This is a genomic window from Streptomyces sp. NPDC040410 (genome assembly GCF_055595715.1).
On record NZ_JBVIVK010000011.1, the window covers coordinates 39348 to 57166 of the forward strand.

A 17819-nucleotide genomic window follows, 5' to 3' on the forward strand; every position below is an offset into this window, starting at 1 on the left:
GTCGAACCCTCGCGAGGGATCAGTGAACGGTTCCGTCCACTGCGGTCCACCGTTCGACGGTACGCCCGCGTCCCGGACGGCACCAGTCGGCCGTCCCGTCCGTCAGGCCGCCGCCACCGCGCCCCGTTCTGCCCCGTCACGGTGGATCGGCGTCCCCGAGCCGGTCAGCGGAACGCCCGTCCCGCCCCGCCGGGCCGCGACGATCTCGGCGACGATGGACAGGGCGGTCTCCTCGGGAGTACGGGCGCCGAGGTCGAGGCCGATGGGCGACCGCAGCCTGGCCAGTTCCCGCTCGCCGACACCGGCCTCCCGCAGCCGTCGCTCGCGGTCCGCGTGGGTACGGCGCGAGCCCATCGCCCCGACGAACGCGACCGGCATCCGCAGGGCCGCCGTCAGCAGGGGGATGTCGAACTTGGCGTCGTGGGTGAGCACGCACAGGACCGTGCGGCCGTCGGTCCCGGTGCGCCGCAGGTAGCGGTCCGGCCAGTCGACCACGATGTCGTCGGCCTCGGGGAAACGGGCCCGCGTGGCGAAGACGGGGCGGGCGTCGCACACGGTCACGTGGTAGCCGAGGAACTTGCCCGCGCGCACGAGTGCGGCGGTGAAGTCGATCGCACCGAAGACGATCATCCGGGGCGCCGGCACCCTGGACTCGACGAGCAGCGTGAGGCCGCCGGGGCAGTGCGATCCGTCCTCCGGGAGGTCGACCGTGCCGGTGCGGCCGGTGTCCAGCATGGCCCGGGCCTCGGCGGCCGCCGTCCGGTCCAGCTCCGCGTGGGCGCCGAGCCCTCCTTCCGCCGCCCCGTCGGGGCGCACAAGGAGGGCCCTGCCGAGGAGTTCGTCCGGGCCGCGGACAACCCGGGCGACGGCCGCGGGCTCGCCTCGGAGGGCGGCGGTCAGCGCCGCCCGGAACACCGTTCGGGCGGGCGACTGCGCGCCGACCGGCGTGACCAGAACGTCGATGACACCGCCGCAGGTCAGTCCTACGGCGAAGGCGTCCTCGTCGCTGTACCCGAACCGTTCGAGAACGGTCTCGCCGTCCTGGAGCGTCTGCACGCACAGGTCGTACACCGCTCCTTCCACGCAGCCACCGGAGACCGAGCCGATGGCCGTGCCCTCGCTGTCGACGGCGAGGGCGGCGCCCGGGCCGCGCGGTGCGCTGCCGCCGACGGCCGCGACGGTGGCCACGGCGAACTCCCGGCCCTCCTCCATCCAGCGGTACAACTCCCCGGCGATGTCAAGCACGCGGGCCTGCCATCAGTACACGGTCGGGCCGGATGGGCAGGTGCCGGTGGCGTACACCGGTCGCGTGCCAGACCGCGTTGGCGATCGCCGCCGCGGCTCCCACGATGCCTATCTCGCCGATGCCCTTGATCCCGACCGGATCGTCCGCGTCCGGGTCCTCGTCCAGCCAGTCCGCCTCCAGGTGCGGTACGTCCGCGTGCGTGGCGACGTGATAGCCCGCGAGGTCGGCGCCGTAGTGGCTGCCCGTGGCATGGTCCCGTACGGCCTCCTCGTGCAGGGCCATGGAGATGCCCCAGGTCATGCCGCCCACGAACTGCCCGCGCGCCGTGAGCGGGTTGACGATCCGGCCCGCCGCGAAGATGCCGAGCATGCGCCGCACGCGCACCTCGCCGGTGGTGACGTCCACGGCGACCTCCGCGAACTGCGCTCCGAACGAATGCCGTTCCTTCCGCGCGAGGGCGACGACGGCCTCGGTGGTGTCCGACCGTACGGTGATCCCCTCCGGGGGAACGGCGCCGCCCGGGGCGAGCCGCTCTCGCAGCTCACCGGCGGCTGCCGTGACCGCCCACGCCCAGGTGCGGGTGCCCATCGAGCCGCCGGCGATGAACGCCGGCCCGAAGTCGCTGTCCCCGATGTTCACACGGACGCGTTCCGGTGCCGTTTCCAGTGCGTCGGCGGCGATCAGGGTGAGCGCGGTGCGCGCCCCGGTTCCGATGTCCGAGGCGGCGATGCGCACGGTGAAGGTGCCGTCCGCCTCCGCCGTCACGGCCGCCGTGGACGGTGCGGCTCCCGCGGGGAAGGAGGCCGCCGCCGTGCCGGTGCCGAGCAGCCAGCGTCCGTCGCGGCGCAGCCCGGGACGCGGGTCCCGGCCGGCCCAGCCGAACCTGCGGGCGCCCTCCCGGAAGCAGGCCAGCAGGCTGTGGTCACTGAACGGCAGCCCGGACACGGGACCGCGCTCGGGCTTGTTGCGGGCGCGCAGCTCGATCGGATCGATGCCGCACTTCTCGGCGAGTTCGTCGAGCGCCGCCTCCAGCGCGAACGAACCCGGTGCCTCACCCGGCGCGCGCATCCACGTCGGTGTCGGCACGTCGAGCCGTACGACCCGGTTGGCCGTGTGGTGGGCGTCGGCGTCGTACATCGTGCGTGCCACGCCGGCGCCCGGTTCGACGAAGTCGTGCACGGTCGAGGTGGGGTTCAGGCACTCGTGCTCCAGCGCGCGCAGTCGCCCGTCGGCGTCGGCGCCGAGCCTGACCCGCTGCGTGGTGGGGCTTCGGTAGCCTGCGAGCGAGAACATCTGACGGCGGGTCATCACGACCCGGACCGGGCGCCGCAGAGCGGTGGCCGCCATCACGGCGGCGACCTGGTGCGCGCGGACGCCCTTGCTTCCGAAGCCGCCGCCGACGTGCTCGGACCGCACCCGTATCGAGCCCGGATCGAGCGAGAACAGCTTCACCAGTCCGTCCGCGACCCAGGTGCTGCCCTGGTTGGAGTCGACCACTTCGAGCCGTCCGCCGTCCCAGCGGGCCGTCGCGGCATGCGGCTCCATCGGGTTGTGATGCTCCTCCGGGGTGGTGTACTCGGCGTCCACGACGACGGCGGACGCGGCGAGTTCGGCCTCCAGGTCCCCCTTTTCCGTCACCGCCGGCAGGTGGCCGTCCACCGGGTACGCGTCCGGCCGCGCGCCGGAGAACACGACGTCGTGCCGCTCCGCCTCGTAGTGCACCACCAGCGCTTCGGCGGCCTCCCTGGCCTGCTCGGACGTCTCGGCGACGACCAGCGCCACCGGCCAGCCCTGGTGCGGCACCCGGTCGTGCTGGAACAGCACGGCGGTCGGGTCCGGCGGAACTCCCAGCAGGCCGACGTGGCCGCTGTCGACACGCGGGGCGTTCTGATGGTGCAGGACGGTGAGCACGCCCGGCATCGCGAGCACCTCCGCGGTCTGTATCGAGCGGATGCGTCCGCGGGCGACCGTGGACAACACCAGCCAGCCGTGGGCCAGTTCGGCGAAGGGGATCTCTCCCGCGTAGCGGGCCGCTCCGGTGACCTTGTCGCGGCCCTCCACACGGGTGTGCGCGGTTCCGACGGAGGCCCTGTGCGCCGTGGGGGCAGTGGTCATCGGGTGGCCTCCTCGGCGAGTTCGGTCAGCACGGCCACCACGAGGTTGCGCATCAGTGGCACCTTGTACCGGTTGTGGGGCAGCGGCTTCGCGGCCGCCAGTTCGGCGTCCGCGGCGGCGGCGAAGGTCGTGGCGCCGGCCGGGGCCCCGGTCAGTATTCGTTCGGCCGTCCGGGCCCGCCACGGCCGCGACGCGACCGCTCCGAAGGCCAGGCGTACCTCGCGTACGAGGCCGTCCTGGACGTCGAGCGCGGCGGCGATCGAGCCGATCGCGAACGCGTACGATGCGCGCTCGCGCACCTTCCGGTATCGCGAGCGGGCGGCGACCGGTGCGGGCGGCAGGGTGACGCCGGTGATCAGCGCGCCCGGCGGCAGCGCGGTCTCCAGGTGGGGGGTGCCGCCCACCGGCAGATAGAGGTCGGCGAGCGGCAATTCGCCTGGCCCGTCGGCTGTTTCGTACGAGACGACCGCGTCGAAGGCGGCCAGTGCCACGCCCATGTCCGAGGGGTGGGTGGCCACGCAGTGGTCGGAGGCGCCGAGGATCGCGTGGTTGTGGTGCTCGCCCTCGATGGCGGGGCAACCGCTGCCGGGGACGCGCTTGTTGCAGGCCTTGGTCACATCGGCGAAGTAGCCGCAGCGGGTGCGCTGGAGCAGGTTTCCGCCGACCGTGGCCATGTTGCGCAGCTGCCCGGACGCGCCGGCCAGCAGGGCCTGCGTCAACGCGGGGTAGAGGCGGCGGACTTCGGGGTGCGCGGCGAGGTCGCTGTTGGTGACGGTCGCCCCGATGCTCAGGCCGCCTGCCTCGGTCGACTCGATGCGGTCGAGGGGAAGTTCGCGTACGTCGACGAGCCGGGCGGGCCGCTCGACGCCGGTCTTCATCAGGTCGACGAGGTTGGTGCCGCCGCCGAGAAAACGGGCGTCCGGATCGGCGCCCAGCACCGCGACCGCGCCGGAGACGTCGAGGACGCGCTGGTATCCGAACTCCTTCACGTCACCGCCTCCGTGGTCTCGGCGGACTCGGCCGTCGCGGCGCGGACACCGGCCGCCCGGGCGACGGCCTGGACGATCGACACGTACGCTCCGCAGCGGCACAGGTTGCCGCTCATGCGCTCCCGGATCTCGTCCTCGGTCAGCGGCGGCGGTCCCGCTTCGGGGCGGACGTCGTCGGTGACGGCGCTCGGCCAGCCCGCCGCGTGCTCCTCGATGACCGCTACGGCCGAACAGATCTGCCCCGGTGTGCAGTAGCCGCACTGGTAGCCGTCCAGGTCGAGGAACGCCTGCTGCACGGGGTGCAGTTGCCCGCCCTCGGCCATGCCTTCGATGGTGGTGATCTCTCGTCCTTCGGCGGCCACCGCGAGCTGCAGGCAGGAGACCGACCGGCGCCCGTCGAGCAGCACGGTGCAGGCACCACACTGACCTTGGTCGCAGCCCTTCTTGGTGCCGGTCAGATCGAGGCGCTCGCGCAGGGCGTCGAGCAGGGTGGTGCGGTGGTCTACGGTCAGCGTGTACTTCTCGCCGTTGACGTGCAGGGTGACGGCGCTGTACGTCGAGGAGGGGGCTCGGGCCATGGTCAGCCTTCTTTCGCGTTTTTTCGGAGCATGTCGAGGGCGAGAGACAGGGAGATGGCGCGCAGAACTGGCGCTGCGGATTCGTCCGCCGCTATCGTGACGGTAACCGGACAGCTGTCCGCCTTCATCGGGAAAACGTAACGGACACCTGTCCGGTTAGCAAGGACGGGATTCGGCCACGAGGCCGCGAGGAGAACGAGTGCAGCAGAAGAAGGACGCGCCTCTGCGCTCGGACGCGCAGCGGAACCGCGAGCGCATCCTGGAAGTCGCCCTGGCCGAACTGACGCGGTGCGCGGACGCCCCGCTGAGCACGATCGCCAAGAAGGCAGGGGTGGGGCAGGGCACGTTCTACCGGAACTTCCCGAGCCGCGAGGCGCTCGTCCTGGAGATCTACCGCTACGAGATGCAGCAGGTCGCCGACACCGCGGCCCAGCTGCTCAGAACCCGGGAACCCGACCAGGCCCTGCGCGAGTGGATGGACCGCCTCGCCCGGTTCGCCATGACCAAGGCGGGGCTGGCGGACGCGATCCGCCAGGCCACCAGCACACCGGGCACCCCGGCGAAACCGGGGCACGCTCCGGTGACCTCCGCCGCCGAACTGCTGCTCCGCGCGGGCGAGGAGGCCGGCACCATCCGCCCGGGAGTGACCGCGGACGACTTCCTCCTCGCGATCGCCGGCCTCTGGCAGATCGATCCCGGCTCGGACTGGCGACCGCGCGCCACGCGGCTCCTGGACCTCGTCATGGACGGCCTGCGCACGGGAGCGCCCCGGCGGTGAGCGCCGCCGGACGCGCGACGGAGACCGGCTTCAGTCGCCGGGGTCCGTGAAGACGCCGCTCTCGGTGAAAGCCCGCTCGGCGAAGCGTTCGCCGATGCGGCGATGGGTGGCGGCGTCCGGGTGGAGGTCATCGGGCAGTGGCAGCTCGGCGGAGTCCTCCTCGAACAGGGCGCTGCCGCTCAGTCCCAGGTTGACCAGTTCCACTCCGCCGAGGGAGGCGGCGAGCGCGGGCCAGGTGGTCGTGGGGCCCGCGGCGTCCGAGCCGTGGCTGATCGAGCTGCCGTGGTGCAGCCACACCCTGCGGCCGCTGTCCGGTGCGGGTTCGACCGGGGCGTTCGTGCGCAGGGCGACGAGTTCGGTGGTCTCGTAGTGCGGCAGCCGGATCTCCATGTCCTTGGTGCCGTCGGACAGATCGGTGAAGCGGAGGGTGCCGGCCGGGTCGCGCGCCTCATCTCGGCGGTTCCGGTGGTCATGTCGATGGTGAGGGTGTCGCCGCCCGTCACGCTGCCCTGGCCTGCCGGACGGCCGTCGACGACCAGGTCGTACACGCCGTCCGGGCGGGGCACCCGGGATCCGGGAGGCTCCCGGGCGGACGCTCAAGCCGATACCGAGAGGACGTGCCCCTGCCAGGCGTCCAGGGCCACGAACAGGCCCGGGCCGGCCAGTTCGTCGCCCCCGCGGTCGTACGTCCGGCCGGTGAGCAGGTCGGTCAGGCGGTGCACGCGGCCTCGGAGGTCGTCCCAGGGCAGGGGTACCCGCGCCTGCGCCGGGCGGTCGGAGTGGTTCACGACGACCAGGTGACGCGCGTCCGGGTGGGTCCACGCCCACGCCAGCAGGTTGCGGTGCGTGTCGTTGTCCGGCCAGCCCGTCGGGGCCAGCGGCCGCCACTCACCCCGGCGTACGGCGGCCGCGGCCGGCAGCAGACGGTCGTAGAACGCGCGCGACACCTCGTCTACAGGTTCCTGTGGCCTGCGGGAGAGGAACACCGGCGGGCGCACCCGGCGGCCCTCGAACTGGCCCTCGTGCCAGAGCGTCGCACCGGGCAGGGTCGCGACGGCCACGGCTGCCGCCCGTCCCCGCGCACCGGGCAGGGTGGCGGCGGCCCGCGGCTCGTCGTGGTTCTCCAGGAAGCGGACGAGGCCTCGCTGACAGGTGAGGTCGGCCTGGAGATGGGTGCGTACGGAACCGGCGTCCTCGTGGCGCAGGCGGTCGTAGAGCCGCTTGTCGTAGCAGTGGTCGAAGCCCTGCTGCTGAAGGGCCCATTCGAGGTCCCAGTACGCCTCCGCCACGAAGAGGAGGTCCGGGTGGCGCTCGCGCACGCGCGCGATCACGTACGGCCAGAAGTCCTCCGCGGGCTGATTGCCCGCCCGGTCTCCCCACGTCTTCGCGAAGACGTCGTTCATCAGCAGCATCGCCATGTCGCAGCGCACGCCGTCCGCCTGGTCGCCGATGGACACGAGCGTGTCCACCGCCGCGGCACGCAGGTCGTCACTGAAGGCGTTGAGCTGGACCACGTCCGGCCAGGGCGGGAAGTACGGGTCACGGCCCCGGGCGTAGACCTGTCCGCCGGCTTCGAGGTAGTCCTGCGGCGCGCGGGCCAGATCCTGCCGCGTTCCCCCGATCAGGCAGCCGGGGCGTTCGGTGAGCCAGGGGTGGTCGGGGGCCACGTGGTTGGGGACGTGGTCGAGGATCAGCCGCAGTCCCCGCGCCGCAAGCCGGGCACGGGCCGCGGCCAGTCCCTCCGGTCCGCCGAGGGACTCGTCGACGACGTAGTTCCGTACGCAGTAGGGGGATCCGTCGATGTCCGCCTCGGTGACGTCGGGCAGGGCATCGCGGAACGACCTCAGCAGGCTCTCGTCGCGCAGCGCGATCCGCAGACCGGCCGGGCTGCGTTCCCAGACGCCCATCAGCCAGACGGTGTCGATGCCCGGCCGGGCGATCTCGTCCCAGACCTCGCCGGGCACCCCGCCCAGGGTGACGGGCCGCCCGTACCGGACACTCAACTCACCCAGCCAGACCACGGTGTTGATCTCGTAGATCACCGTCATGAGAGCGGCTCCTCGCGCAGGGCGCCCCAGTCCCCCGGGCCGATCACGTGGAACAGGGTCGCGGTGACCGCGGCCAGGCCCGTCCAGCCGGTCTGGTGCGAGGCGCCGAGACCCGCGCCGTTGTCGCCGTGGAAGTACTCGTAGAACAGGATGAGGTCCCGCCAGTGCGGGTCCTTGGCGAACTTGGCCTGGGCGCCGTGCACCGGACGGTGGCCTCCCTCGTCGCGCAGGAACGTCGAGGTGAGCCGGGCGGAGATCTCGCGGGCGACGTCGTAGAGGTTCAACTGCCGGCCGGAGCCGGTCGGGCACTCGACGGTGAAGTCGTCGCCGTGGTAGGCGTGCAGGTTCAGCAGGGCCCGGATCAGCAGGATGTTGACCGGGAACCAGACCGGGCCGCGCCAGTTGGAGTTGCCGCCGAACATGCCCGAGTCGGACTCGGCGGGCAGATAGCCGACGCCGTACGTCTGGCCGTGCACCTCGAAGCTGTAGGGGTGCGCGGCGTGGTGGCGGGAGAGCGAGCGGATGCCGTGCGGGCCGAGGAACTCGTCCTCGTCGAGCATGCGGGCCAGGATGCGCCTCAGCCGGTCCTCACCGAACAGGGCGAACAGATGCCGTCCCTGAGCGCCGGGCCCCAGCGTGTGCTGGGAGGCGACAACGGCCTGCACGGACGGATGGCGCTCGACGAACTCCCGTGCGCCCGTGACCAGTTCGGGGAATCGGCGGTCGGCCCAGCCGCCGACCACACTGGTGGCGGCGAGCGGGATCAGCCCGACCAGGGAGCGTACCCTCAGCGGGGTCGCGGTGCCGTCGGGCAGCCGCAGGACGTCGTAGAAGAAGCCGTCCTCCTCGTCCCACAGGCTCTCGTTGCCCCTGCCGATGCGGTTCGTGGCGACCGCGATCCACGCGAAATGCTCGAACAGCGTCTGTGCCTGCTCGACGTACACGGGGTTGTCGACGGCCAGTTCGACGGCGATCTCCAGGAGGTTCTGGCAGTACAGCGCCATCCAGGCGGTGCCGTCGGCCTGGTCGAGGTGGCCTCCGGTGGGCAGGGGTGCGCTGCGGTCGAAGACTCCGATGTTGTCGAGACCGAGGAAGCCGCCCTGGAAGACGTTGTTGCCGTCCACGTCCTTGCGGTTGAGCCACCAGGTGAAGTTCTTCATCAGCTTCTGGAATGCGTTCTCCAGGAAGGCGCGGTCGCCGCGCCCGGTGCGGTGCTTCTCCAGTTCGTAGACGAAGAGCGTCGCCCAGGCGTGCACCGGCGGGTTGACGTCGCCGAAGTTCCATTCGTACGCGGGAATCTGGCCGTTGGGGTGCAGATACAGGCGGCGCAGCAGCAGGTCCAGCTGGCCCTTGGCGAAGGCGATGTCGACCATGGCGAGGGCGAGGGTGTGGAAGGCGAGGTCCCAGGCGGCGTACCACGGGTACTCCCAGGTGTCCGGCATCGACATGATCTCGTCGTTGATCATGTGGTACCAGGTGCTGTTGCGGATCCGGGGGTCGGCGCCGAGCGGATCGACGCCGTGCTCGGTCAGCCAGCGTTCGACGTCCAGGTAGTAGTACTGCTTGCTCCACAGCATCCCGGCCAGCGCCTGCCGGACCAGCCGCCGCTCGTCCTCGCTCATCCCGTCGGGGTGGACGCCTTCGTAGAACTCGTCGGCCTCGGTCCGGCGCGCCTCCAGCGTGGCGTCGAACTCCTGCCAGGGATCGCCGAGTTCGGTGTCGCTCAGGCGCAGGCGCAGGGTCGCGCTCCCTCCGCCGGGAATGGTCAGCACATGGTGGACGGACGCCTTGGTCCCGGTGCGCTCCGGGTTGACGGCGCCCGTCTCGCCGTGGACGACGCAGCGGTCGATGCCGTCCTTGACGTACGGCGTGGCGTTCGGGCTGCCGAAGATCCGCTGGTTGTTGGTCTCGTTCTCCGTGAAGAGCGAGGGCGCGTCCGCTTCGCAGTACAGCCAGCGCGCGCCCAGGTCCTCGTGGTCGGCCCGGATGGCGCCCGGCGTCTGCCGCAGACTCGGTACCGCCGTGCCGCCGGCCCACGACCAGGTGTGCCGGAACCACAGGGTCGGCAGCAGGTGGAGCGTGGCCTCGTCGGGCCCGCGGTTGTGCGCGGTGATTTCGACCAGCAGGTCTTCCGGCCCCGCTTTCGCGTACTCGACGAACACGTCGAAGTAGCGGTCCTCGTCGAAGATCCCGGTGTCGAGGAGCTCGTACTCGAACTCCTTGCGCCCCCGCTCCCTCCGGGCCCGGTTGGTGGCCACGAGGTCGCCGTAGGGGAACTCCCCCTGCGGGTACTTGTACAGGTACTTCATGTACGAGTGCGTGGGCGTGCTGTCGAGGTGGAAGTAGTAGTCCTTGACGTCCTCGCCGTGATTGCCCTCGGCGTTGGTCAGCCCGAACATCCGTTCCTTGAGGATCGGATCGCGGCCGTTCCACAGGGCCAGCGCGAAGCACAGCCGCTGCTTGTCGTCGCTGACCCCGGCGATGCCGTCCTCGCCCCAGCGGTAGGCGCGGGAGCGGGCCTGGTCGTGGGTGAAGTACGACCAGGCCTCGCCGTCGGGGCTGTAGTCCTCCCGGACCGTTCCCCACTGCCGCTCGCTCAGGTACGGGCCCCAGCGCCGCCAGGGCAGCGCGCCTCCGTCGGCCTCCGCCAGCCGCCGCCGCTCCGCCTCCGGTGCGCCACCGCCACCCGTCATCGCCCGACCTCCTCGCCAACCCGGCACATGCGTCCAGATTCGGACGACTCGGACCGGGCCGCAATGGCAGCGGCGCGTACGGATGCGGGCGGCACCGTTCCGGTGGAGGTGCCGCCCGCGGCAGGTCAGGCGATCTCGACGAGCAGGTCACCGCCCTCCACCTGCTGGATCTTGTTGATCGCCAGCCTGGACACCCGCCCTGCCTTGGGCGCGGTGATCGCGGCCTCCATCTTCATCGCTTCGATGGTGGCCACCGTGGCGCCGGCCGCCACCTCTTCGTCCTCGGCGACCGCGAGGGTCACCACCCCGGCGAACGGCGCGGCGACATGGCCGGGGTTGGCACGGTCGGCCTTCTCGGTCACCGGTACGTCGGACGACGCGGCGACGTCGCGTACCTGGATCGGCCGCAGCTGGCCGTTCAGGGTGGACATCACGGTGCGCATGCCGCGTTCGTCGGCCTCGCCCACGGCTTCCAGCGCGATGAGCAGCCGGACACCGGGCTCGAGGTCGACCGAGTACTCCTTTCCGCGCTGGATGCCGTAGAAGAAGTCCTTGCTGTCCAGCACGCTGGTGTCGCCGTAGGTCTGACGGTGCGTCTCGAACTCCCGCGTCGGCCCGGGGAACAGCAGCCGGTTGAGCGTCGCGCGCCGGTCCTTCTCAAGGCCTGTACGGTCCTCCGCCGTCAGTTCCTGTGCGGGCCTGGCGTCGGCGCGGCCCTCCAGCGCCCGGCTGCGGAACGGCTCCGGCCAGCCGCCGGGCGGAGTCCCCAGCTCACCGCGCAGGAAACCGATGACGGAGTCGGGGATGTCGAACTTGTCCGGCGTCGCCTCGAACTCCTGAGGCGTCGTCCCGGCGCCGACCAGGTGCAGGGCGAGATCGCCGACCACCTTGGACGAGGGGGTGACCTTCACCAGGTGGCCGAGGATCCGGTCGGCGGCGGCGTACATCGCCTCGATCTCCTCGAACCGGTCACCGAGGCCCAGTGCCACCGCCTGGGTGCGCAGGTTGGAGAGCTGGCCGCCGGGGATCTCGTGGTCGTAGACGCGTCCGGTCGGCGCGGCCAGGCCCGCCTCGAACGGCGCGTAGATCCTGCGGACGCTCTCCCAGTACGGCTCCAGATCGCCCACGGCCCTCAGGTCGAGGCCGGTGGGGCGGGCGGAGTGGTCGGTCGCCGCCACGATCGCCGACAGCGAGGGCTGCGAGGTGGTGCCCGCCATGGACGCCACCGCACCGTCGACGGCGTCCGCGCCGGCCTGGATCGCGGCGAGGTAGGTGGCGAGCTGGCCGCCCGCCGTGTCATGGGTGTGGAGGTGCACGGGCAGGTCGAACTCGCGGCGCAGCGCCGACACGAGGGTCGCCGCGGCCGGGGCACGCAGCAGCCCCGCCATGTCCTTGACGGCAATGACATGGGCGCCCGCCTCGACGATCTGCTCGGCGAGGCGAAGGTAGTAGTCCAGGGTGTACAGCTGCTCGGACGGGTTGGACAGGTCGGAGGTGTAGCACAGGGCCACCTCGGCGACGGCCGTGCCGGTCGCCCGCACCGCGTCGATGGCGGGCCGCATCTGGCTGACGTCGTTCAGCGCGTCGAAGATCCGGAAGATGTCGATGCCGGTGTCCGCGGCCTCCTGCACGAAGGCGTCGGTCACCTCGGTGGGGTACGGCGTGTACCCGACGGTGTTGCGGCCCCGCAGCAGCATCTGCAGGCAGATGTTCGGTACGGCGGCGCGCAGTGCGGCCAGCCGCTCCCAGGGGTCCTCGGCGAGGAAGCGCAGGGCGACGTCGTAGGTGGCACCGCCCCAGCATTCCAGGGACAGCAGCTCGGGCAGGGTCTGCGCCACCACGGGGGCGACGGCGAGCATGTCCTTGGTGCGGACCCGGGTGGCCAGCAGCGACTGGTGGGCGTCCCGGAACGTGGTGTCGGTGACACCGATGGTCGGAGACTTCCGCAGCCACCGGGCGAAGCCCTCCGGGCCGAGTTCGACCAGCTTCTGCTTCGAGCCGGCCGGCGGTTCGGCGGCGGGCCGCGGAGGCAGTTTGGTGGCCGGGTCGATCAGGTGGGGACGCTCGCCGTGGGGCTTGTTCACCGTCACGTCGGCGAGGTAGGTGAGCAGCTTCGTGCCGCGGTCGGCGGAGTGGCGTGCGGTGAGCAGGTGCGGGCGCTGTTCGATGAACGAGGTCGTGACCCGGCCTGCCTGGAAGTCCGGGTCGTCGAGGACGGCCTGCAGGAACGGGATGTTCGTGGCCACGCCGCGGATGCGGAACTCGGCCACGGCGCGCCGGGCCCGGTTGACCGCGGTCGTGAAGTCCCGGCCCCGGCAGGTGAGCTTGACCAGCATCGAGTCGAAGTGCGCGCTGATCTCCGTACCGGCGTGGGTGGTGCCGCCGTCGAGGCGGACGCCCGAGCCGCCGGGCGAGCGGTAGGCGCTGATCCTGCCGGTGTCCGGGCGGAAGCCGTTGGCCGGGTCCTCGGTGGTGATCCGGCACTGCAGTGCGGCACCGCGCAGGGTGACGGTCTCCTGGGACAGTCCGAGGTCGGCCAGCGTCTCACCGGCGGCGATACGCAGCTGCGCCTGCACGAGGTCGACGTCGGTGACCTCTTCGGTCACCGTGTGCTCGACCTGGATGCGCGGGTTCATCTCGATGAAGACATGGTTCCCGTCGCGGTCGAGCAGGAACTCCACGGTGCCGGCGTTGCGGTAGCCGATCTCCCGGGCGAACCTCACGGCGTCGGCGCAGATCCGCTCGCGCAGGGCCGGGTCGAGGTTCGGGGCGGGCGCCAGCTCGATCACCTTCTGGTGGCGGCGCTGCAGCGAACAGTCTCTCTCGAACAGATGAATGACGTTGCCGTGCCCGTCGGCGAGGATCTGCACCTCGATGTGGCGGGGCTCCACGACGGCCTTCTCCAGGAAGACCGTGGCGTCGCCGAACGCGGACGCCGCCTCGCGCGCCGCCGCCTCGATCGCCTCGCGCAACTGTGCGGGGGCCTCGACGCGGCGCATGCCCCGCCCGCCGCCGCCGGCGACCGCCTTGACGAACACGGGAAAGCCGATCCCGTCGGCGGCCCGCACCAGTTCGTCCACGTCGGTGGAGGGCTCCGAGGAGCCCAGCACCGGTACGCCGGCCGCGCGGGCGGCGGCGACGGCGCGCGCCTTGTTGCCCGTCAGTTCGAGGATGTGCGCGCTCGGCCCGACGAACGTGATGCCGGCCTCCTCGCACGCCCGCGCCAGCTCGGGGTTCTCGGACAGGAACCCGTATCCCGGGTAGACCGCGTCGGCGCCGGCCAGCCGGGCCGCCCGCATGACCTCGTCGACCGAGAGATAGGCCCGCACCGGATGCCCGGGCTCACCGATCTCGTAGGCCTCGTCGGCCTTCAGCCGGTGCAGTGAGTTGCGGTCCTCGTGGGGGAAGACGGCGACCGTCCTCGCACCCACCTCATAACCGGCACGGAACGCACGAATCGCGATCTCACCACGGTTGGCGACCAGTACCTTGCGAAGCATTCCCGATCCCTTCGGCCTGCCGGTGAAGACCACCATGTTCTCGGCAATGTCGTCGCTGTGCCATGAGAGCCCGATCACGTGGCTGCCAAGAAGCCAAAACAGCCTTCGACCACCTTAAAATGGAACAAATTCTCCAGGGGTGATCGAGGGCAACGTGTCGGCCAACGGTATGGCATCGAGCTCGTACCCGTTCGGCATCGCGCCTGCGGGGGAAGCGCCCGAGCGCGACGACGCACTGGTCAGCGCCGTCATCAGTGCGGTGGAGGCGACCGGAGCGCATGCCGGGAGCGTGTTCCTGCTCTCCGGCGACCGTCGCTCGCTCGTCCTGTCCGCGGCGTGCGGGACGCCGCCCTCCCTGCTCGGGGGATGGCGGCGTGTTCCGGTGAACAGCGGTATCCCCGTGGCGGAGGCGTACCGCTCAGGGCGCCTCGTCCACCTGTCCGGTGCCGAGGAGACGATGCGGCGCTTCCCCCAGCTCTCGGTCTCCGTGCCCTACCCGTTCGGCTCCGCATCGGTCCCCGTGAGGGCGGGCCGGCGTACCTTCGGGGTGCTGGCCGTGCTGTGGACGCCCAAGCCGGAGGGGACGGGGCTGTCGAGGGCGCAACGCCGGCAGCTGCGCTCCGCGGCCGACCGGCTGGGCACCGCCCTCGCCGGGCTGAGCGCCCGCGGGGCGCTCGGCGAGCCCGGCGAGCGGACCTCTCCCGTCGTGGTCCCGGTGCCGTCCGCTCCGGTGATCCGGGTGGGACTGTACGACTGGAACCTCGACACCGGAGCCCTCACGGCCGACGACGAACTGTGCGCGATCGTGGGGATCCCGCCCCGCGAGTTCGACGGACGCGCTGCCACGCTGGCGGCCAGGATCGAGCCCGCGGATCTGCCCGGCTTCCGGTCCGCCGCGCGTGGCGCGGTCGAAGAGGGCCATGTGCTCGCGCACTGCCTGCGCATCAGGGACAGCGGCGGGGGGCAGCGCACCGTGGAGCTGTGGGGCCGGGTGCCCGAGAGTCCGGACGGCGCGCAGGCTTCGTGCCATCTGGTCGGCGCCGTACTCGACTCGGGAAGCGGCATGGCGGCCGTCGCGGCGATCGAGCGGCTCGCGGACGGCTTCTTCGCGCTCGCCCCGGACGGACGTTTCACCTATGCCAATCACAGCCTGGAGCATCTGCTGCGGGTCCGCCAGGACGAACTGCTCGGCAGGCGCCCCTGGGACGTCCTGCCCTGGCTGACCGATCCGGTCTACGAGGACCGCTACCGGGCCGCCGTGGTCTCCCAGCGGCCGGTGTCCTTCCTGGTCCGGCGCCCGCCCGACGAATGGCTCGTCTTCTCCCTCCACCCGGGCGGGCAGGGCATGACGGGGTGGGCGGCCCCCGCACGGCAGCCGGTGCCGGCCGGGACCGGGCCCGGGACGGCCGTCTCGGAGGAGGGCCCGCCCCTCACGCTGTCGCCCTTGCCCGCGGTACCGCGCCTCGGTGCCCTCTACCGGGTACTCCAGCTGGGCAGCGCCCTGACCGAGGCGGTCACCGCTCACGAGGTGTGCGATGCGGTCGCCGATCAGCTGCTGCCCGCTGTCGGCGGACAGCGGCTGGCGATCGCCGTGGTGGAGGAGCAGCGCCTGCGGACGATCGCGCAACGCGGCTACTCCAGGAGCTTCCTCGCCCGGTTCGAGGGCACCCCGCTGCATGCCCGGCTGCCCGTGACGGACGCGCTGACCTCCGGCGCCCCGCTCTTCGTCGAGTCCCCGGACGAGCTCCTCGAGAGGTATCCGGGAGTGCAGCTCGGTCACTCCAACTCCTGGGCGTTCCTGCCGTTGATCGCCTCCAACCGTCCGGTCGGCGCCTGCATGCTCGGCTTCGAGGACATCCACCGGTTCCCCGACGAGGAGCGCGGACTGCTCACCGCGATGGGCGGTCTGGTCGCCCATGCCCTCGAACGCGCCCGGCTCTACGACGCCGAGTTCGCCCTCGCCCGCGGTCTGCAGAACGCGCTGCTGCCGCACCGGCTGCCCAAGCTGCCGCACCTGCGTATCACCGGACGCTATCTTCCGGGCACCAGGGGGATGGACATCGGCGGCGACTGGTACGACGTCATCCCCACCGGCGAGGAGGTCGCGCTGATCGTCGGTGACGTCGAGGGACACAACGTGGCCGCCGCGGCGGTCATGGGCCAGCTGCGCAGCGCGGTACGGGCCTTCGTCACCGCCGGGCACAGCCCGGGCGACGTCGTCGCCAGCACCAACCGGCTCCATCTGGACCTCGACCCCAGCCTGCTCGCCAGCTGCTGCTACGCGCGCCTCGATCCCCGCTCGGGGGTCGTGCGCATCGTCCGCGCGGGTCACTGCCCGCCCCTGCTGCGCCTGCCGGACGGACACACCGACATCCTGGACGTGCCCGGCGGCCCGCCGCTCGGCGTCGAGCCCACGGCTCCCTATCCGGAGTCGGAGGTGCGCCTCGTGCCCGGATCGGTGCTGGCCCTGTACACGGACGGGCTGGTCGAAAGACGGGACTCGGACATCGGTTCCGACATCGAGGGGCTCCGGGCCGCGTTGGCGCGCAAGGGCGGGGGACGCCTGGATGATCTGGCCGACGCTCTGCTGCGGGACGCCCGCCAGCGCCCCGACAGGGTGGACGACATCGCCCTGCTGCTCACCGAGTACCGCCCGGCGTGAACCACACAAGCCGTGCGGCGTTCACTTGCCCCAGATCTTCCGGTACGCCTCCCGGTAGCCCGTCGGGTCCCAGGCCGTGGCGCCGTCGCTGTTGGCGGCCGTGGTGATGTGCACGGGGGCCACGTACCCGCTGGCGGGACGGCCGGAGAAGGCGCGGTTGAACTCGTCGACGATCTGCCAGCCCTGCAGGGACAGCGGCTCGGGCACGGTGGCCGCCTGGTACTGCCTGAAGTTGATGCGCTGGAAGGCGGAGGGGTCGCCGTCGCCGGCGCCGATGTTGAAGGGCGGGCCGGAGCCCTTCTCGCCGGCCGCGCGGAAAGCGGGGGCTGCGTCGGCGAAGTACAGGTCGTTGATGGCGACGGAGTGCGTCCACCTGCTCTGGAAGCGGGACAGGAGGGACGAGACCTCCCGGGGGGTGCGGCTGCTCGCGTCGGGGATCGGGATGTTCTCGTACGCCAGGAGCCGCACCCCCGAGCAGGTGCGCAGCTGCTGCCTGATCAGCTCGGACTTGTGCTTGGCGAAGGGGATCGAGGCGTCGGTGAAGATCACCACCCCGGCGTTGCCCAGGGAGTCCGAGATCACCCACTGTGCGCTGATCCGGGCCACGTCCTCGACCCTGGTGGTGACGTTGGTGAAGAGCTCGGGCCGCTCGCTCGGGCCGGGTGAGGCGACGGCGTGCCAGCCGACGAGCGGGATGCCGGCCGAGTTGGCCCGCCCGACCTGCTGCGAGGTCGAGTTGGGGTCGAATCCGCCGATGACGATACCCGAGGGCCTGAGGGCCACGGCCTCGCTCATCGCTGCCTGGATGCCGGCGGGGGTGCCCCCGCCGTCGATCACCCGGACGTTCCAGCCGATGACCCGCGCGGCCTCCTTCACCCCGTTCGCGGCGCCCGCGACTCCGGGATTGGTCATGGTCTGGGCGACGTAGACGAGGGTCTTGCCGGACACCGCCGCCGGGCCGGTGGCCGGGCCGTTCCAGGGGACGTCGGTCTGCTCGGCCTGCCTGACGGCGGCCTGGGCCCGGGCGTGGACCGCGGGACAGCCGCTCGGGCCGGTCGTGGACTCCCTCGGGCCGTCCGACGGACCGCGTTCACAGCCGACAAGGACGGTCGCCGTGCCCAGCAGGGCACAGGAGGCGAGCCGGACCCCGAAGACGCGGGGGGTGACTTTGCGGTTGCCGTGCACGGGAACTCCTCGCAGAGGAATGAGC

The 17819-nt window shown here is 71.8% G+C and carries 10 protein-coding genes and 1 pseudogene; 2 read left to right on the forward strand and 9 right to left on the reverse strand.

Annotation, left to right across the window (positions count from 1 at the left end):
- Positions 1-102: 102 nt before the first annotated feature.
- The 4 genes from ACZ562_RS21970 to ACZ562_RS21985 are packed head-to-tail and all read right to left on the reverse strand — an operon-like array spanning position 103 to position 4928.
- Positions 103-1245 (reverse strand): XdhC family protein, encoded by a 1143-nt coding sequence (locus ACZ562_RS21970; protein WP_471181655.1) that lies wholly within the window; start codon positions 1243-1245, stop codon positions 103-105.
- Complete coding sequence (locus tag ACZ562_RS21975) at positions 1238-3361, reverse strand: xanthine dehydrogenase family protein molybdopterin-binding subunit (protein ID WP_471181658.1); 2124 nt, start codon at positions 3359-3361, stop codon at positions 1238-1240. The genes ACZ562_RS21970 and ACZ562_RS21975 overlap by 8 nt, the downstream gene beginning before the upstream one ends.
- Positions 3358-4350: an FAD binding domain-containing protein gene (locus ACZ562_RS21980; RefSeq protein ID WP_471181661.1), complete on the reverse strand. Its 993-nt coding sequence runs from the start codon at positions 4348-4350 to the stop codon at positions 3358-3360. Before ACZ562_RS21980 ends, ACZ562_RS21975 begins: the two co-directional genes overlap by 4 nt.
- Positions 4347-4928 (reverse strand): (2Fe-2S)-binding protein, encoded by a 582-nt coding sequence (locus ACZ562_RS21985; RefSeq protein WP_471181664.1) that lies wholly within the window; start codon positions 4926-4928, stop codon positions 4347-4349. Before ACZ562_RS21985 ends, ACZ562_RS21980 begins: the two co-directional genes overlap by 4 nt.
- Before the next feature lie 199 nt (positions 4929-5127).
- Between ACZ562_RS21985 and ACZ562_RS21990 the strand changes: the two genes are divergently transcribed.
- Positions 5128-5706 carry a TetR/AcrR family transcriptional regulator gene (locus tag ACZ562_RS21990; RefSeq protein ID WP_471181667.1) on the forward strand — a complete coding sequence of 193 codons (579 nt, stop codon included), beginning with the start codon at positions 5128-5130 and terminating at the stop codon, positions 5704-5706.
- Positions 5707-5853: 147 nt separating this feature from the next.
- Here ACZ562_RS21990 and ACZ562_RS21995 read toward each other — a convergent pair.
- From ACZ562_RS21995 to ACZ562_RS22010, 4 genes and pseudogenes are all read right to left on the reverse strand, one after another.
- Positions 5854-6269, reverse strand: a pseudogene (locus ACZ562_RS21995) (lipase); the annotation flags it as partial.
- Between the two features lie 33 nt (positions 6270-6302).
- Positions 6303-7754: an alpha-amylase gene (locus tag ACZ562_RS22000; RefSeq protein WP_471181670.1), complete on the reverse strand. Its 1452-nt coding sequence runs from the start codon at positions 7752-7754 to the stop codon at positions 6303-6305.
- Positions 7751-10447, reverse strand: a complete 2697-nt coding sequence (locus ACZ562_RS22005) for an MGH1-like glycoside hydrolase domain-containing protein (protein ID WP_471181673.1) — start codon at positions 10445-10447, stop codon at positions 7751-7753. The genes ACZ562_RS22000 and ACZ562_RS22005 overlap by 4 nt, the downstream gene beginning before the upstream one ends.
- A 125-nt stretch (positions 10448-10572) precedes the next feature.
- Positions 10573-13947, reverse strand: a complete 3375-nt coding sequence (locus ACZ562_RS22010; RefSeq protein ID WP_471181675.1) for a pyruvate carboxylase — start codon at positions 13945-13947, stop codon at positions 10573-10575.
- Between the two features lie 139 nt (positions 13948-14086).
- Between ACZ562_RS22010 and ACZ562_RS22015 the strand changes: the two genes are divergently transcribed.
- Complete coding sequence (locus ACZ562_RS22015) at positions 14087-16609, forward strand: SpoIIE family protein phosphatase (RefSeq protein WP_471181678.1); 2523 nt, start codon at positions 14087-14089, stop codon at positions 16607-16609.
- Positions 16610-16630: 21 nt separating this feature from the next.
- On the opposite strand, the gene ACZ562_RS22020 is transcribed toward ACZ562_RS22015, so the two are convergent.
- The gene (locus ACZ562_RS22020) at positions 16631-17794 is read right to left on the reverse strand and encodes a substrate-binding domain-containing protein (RefSeq protein ID WP_471181681.1); all 1164 of its coding nucleotides are present in this window, start codon (positions 17792-17794) and stop codon (positions 16631-16633) included.
- Positions 17795-17819 lie beyond the last annotated feature (25 nt).

What these genes read in the sequence shown, in the direction of transcription:
- ACZ562_RS22010 (WP_471181675.1), bottom strand. Translation starts at nt 13,947, where the DNA reads ATGCTTCGCAAGGTACTGGTCGCCAACCGTGGTGAGATCGCGATTCGT.
- ACZ562_RS21975 (WP_471181658.1), bottom strand. Translation starts at nt 3,361, where the DNA reads ATGACCACTGCCCCCACGGCGCACAGGGCCTCCGTCGGAACCGCGCAC.
- ACZ562_RS22000 (WP_471181670.1), bottom strand. Translation starts at nt 7,754, where the DNA reads ATGACGGTGATCTACGAGATCAACACCGTGGTCTGGCTGGGTGAGTTG.
- ACZ562_RS22005 (WP_471181673.1), bottom strand. Translation starts at nt 10,447, where the DNA reads ATGACGGGTGGCGGTGGCGCACCGGAGGCGGAGCGGCGGCGGCTGGCG.
- ACZ562_RS21985 (WP_471181664.1), bottom strand. Translation starts at nt 4,928, where the DNA reads ATGGCCCGAGCCCCCTCCTCGACGTACAGCGCCGTCACCCTGCACGTC.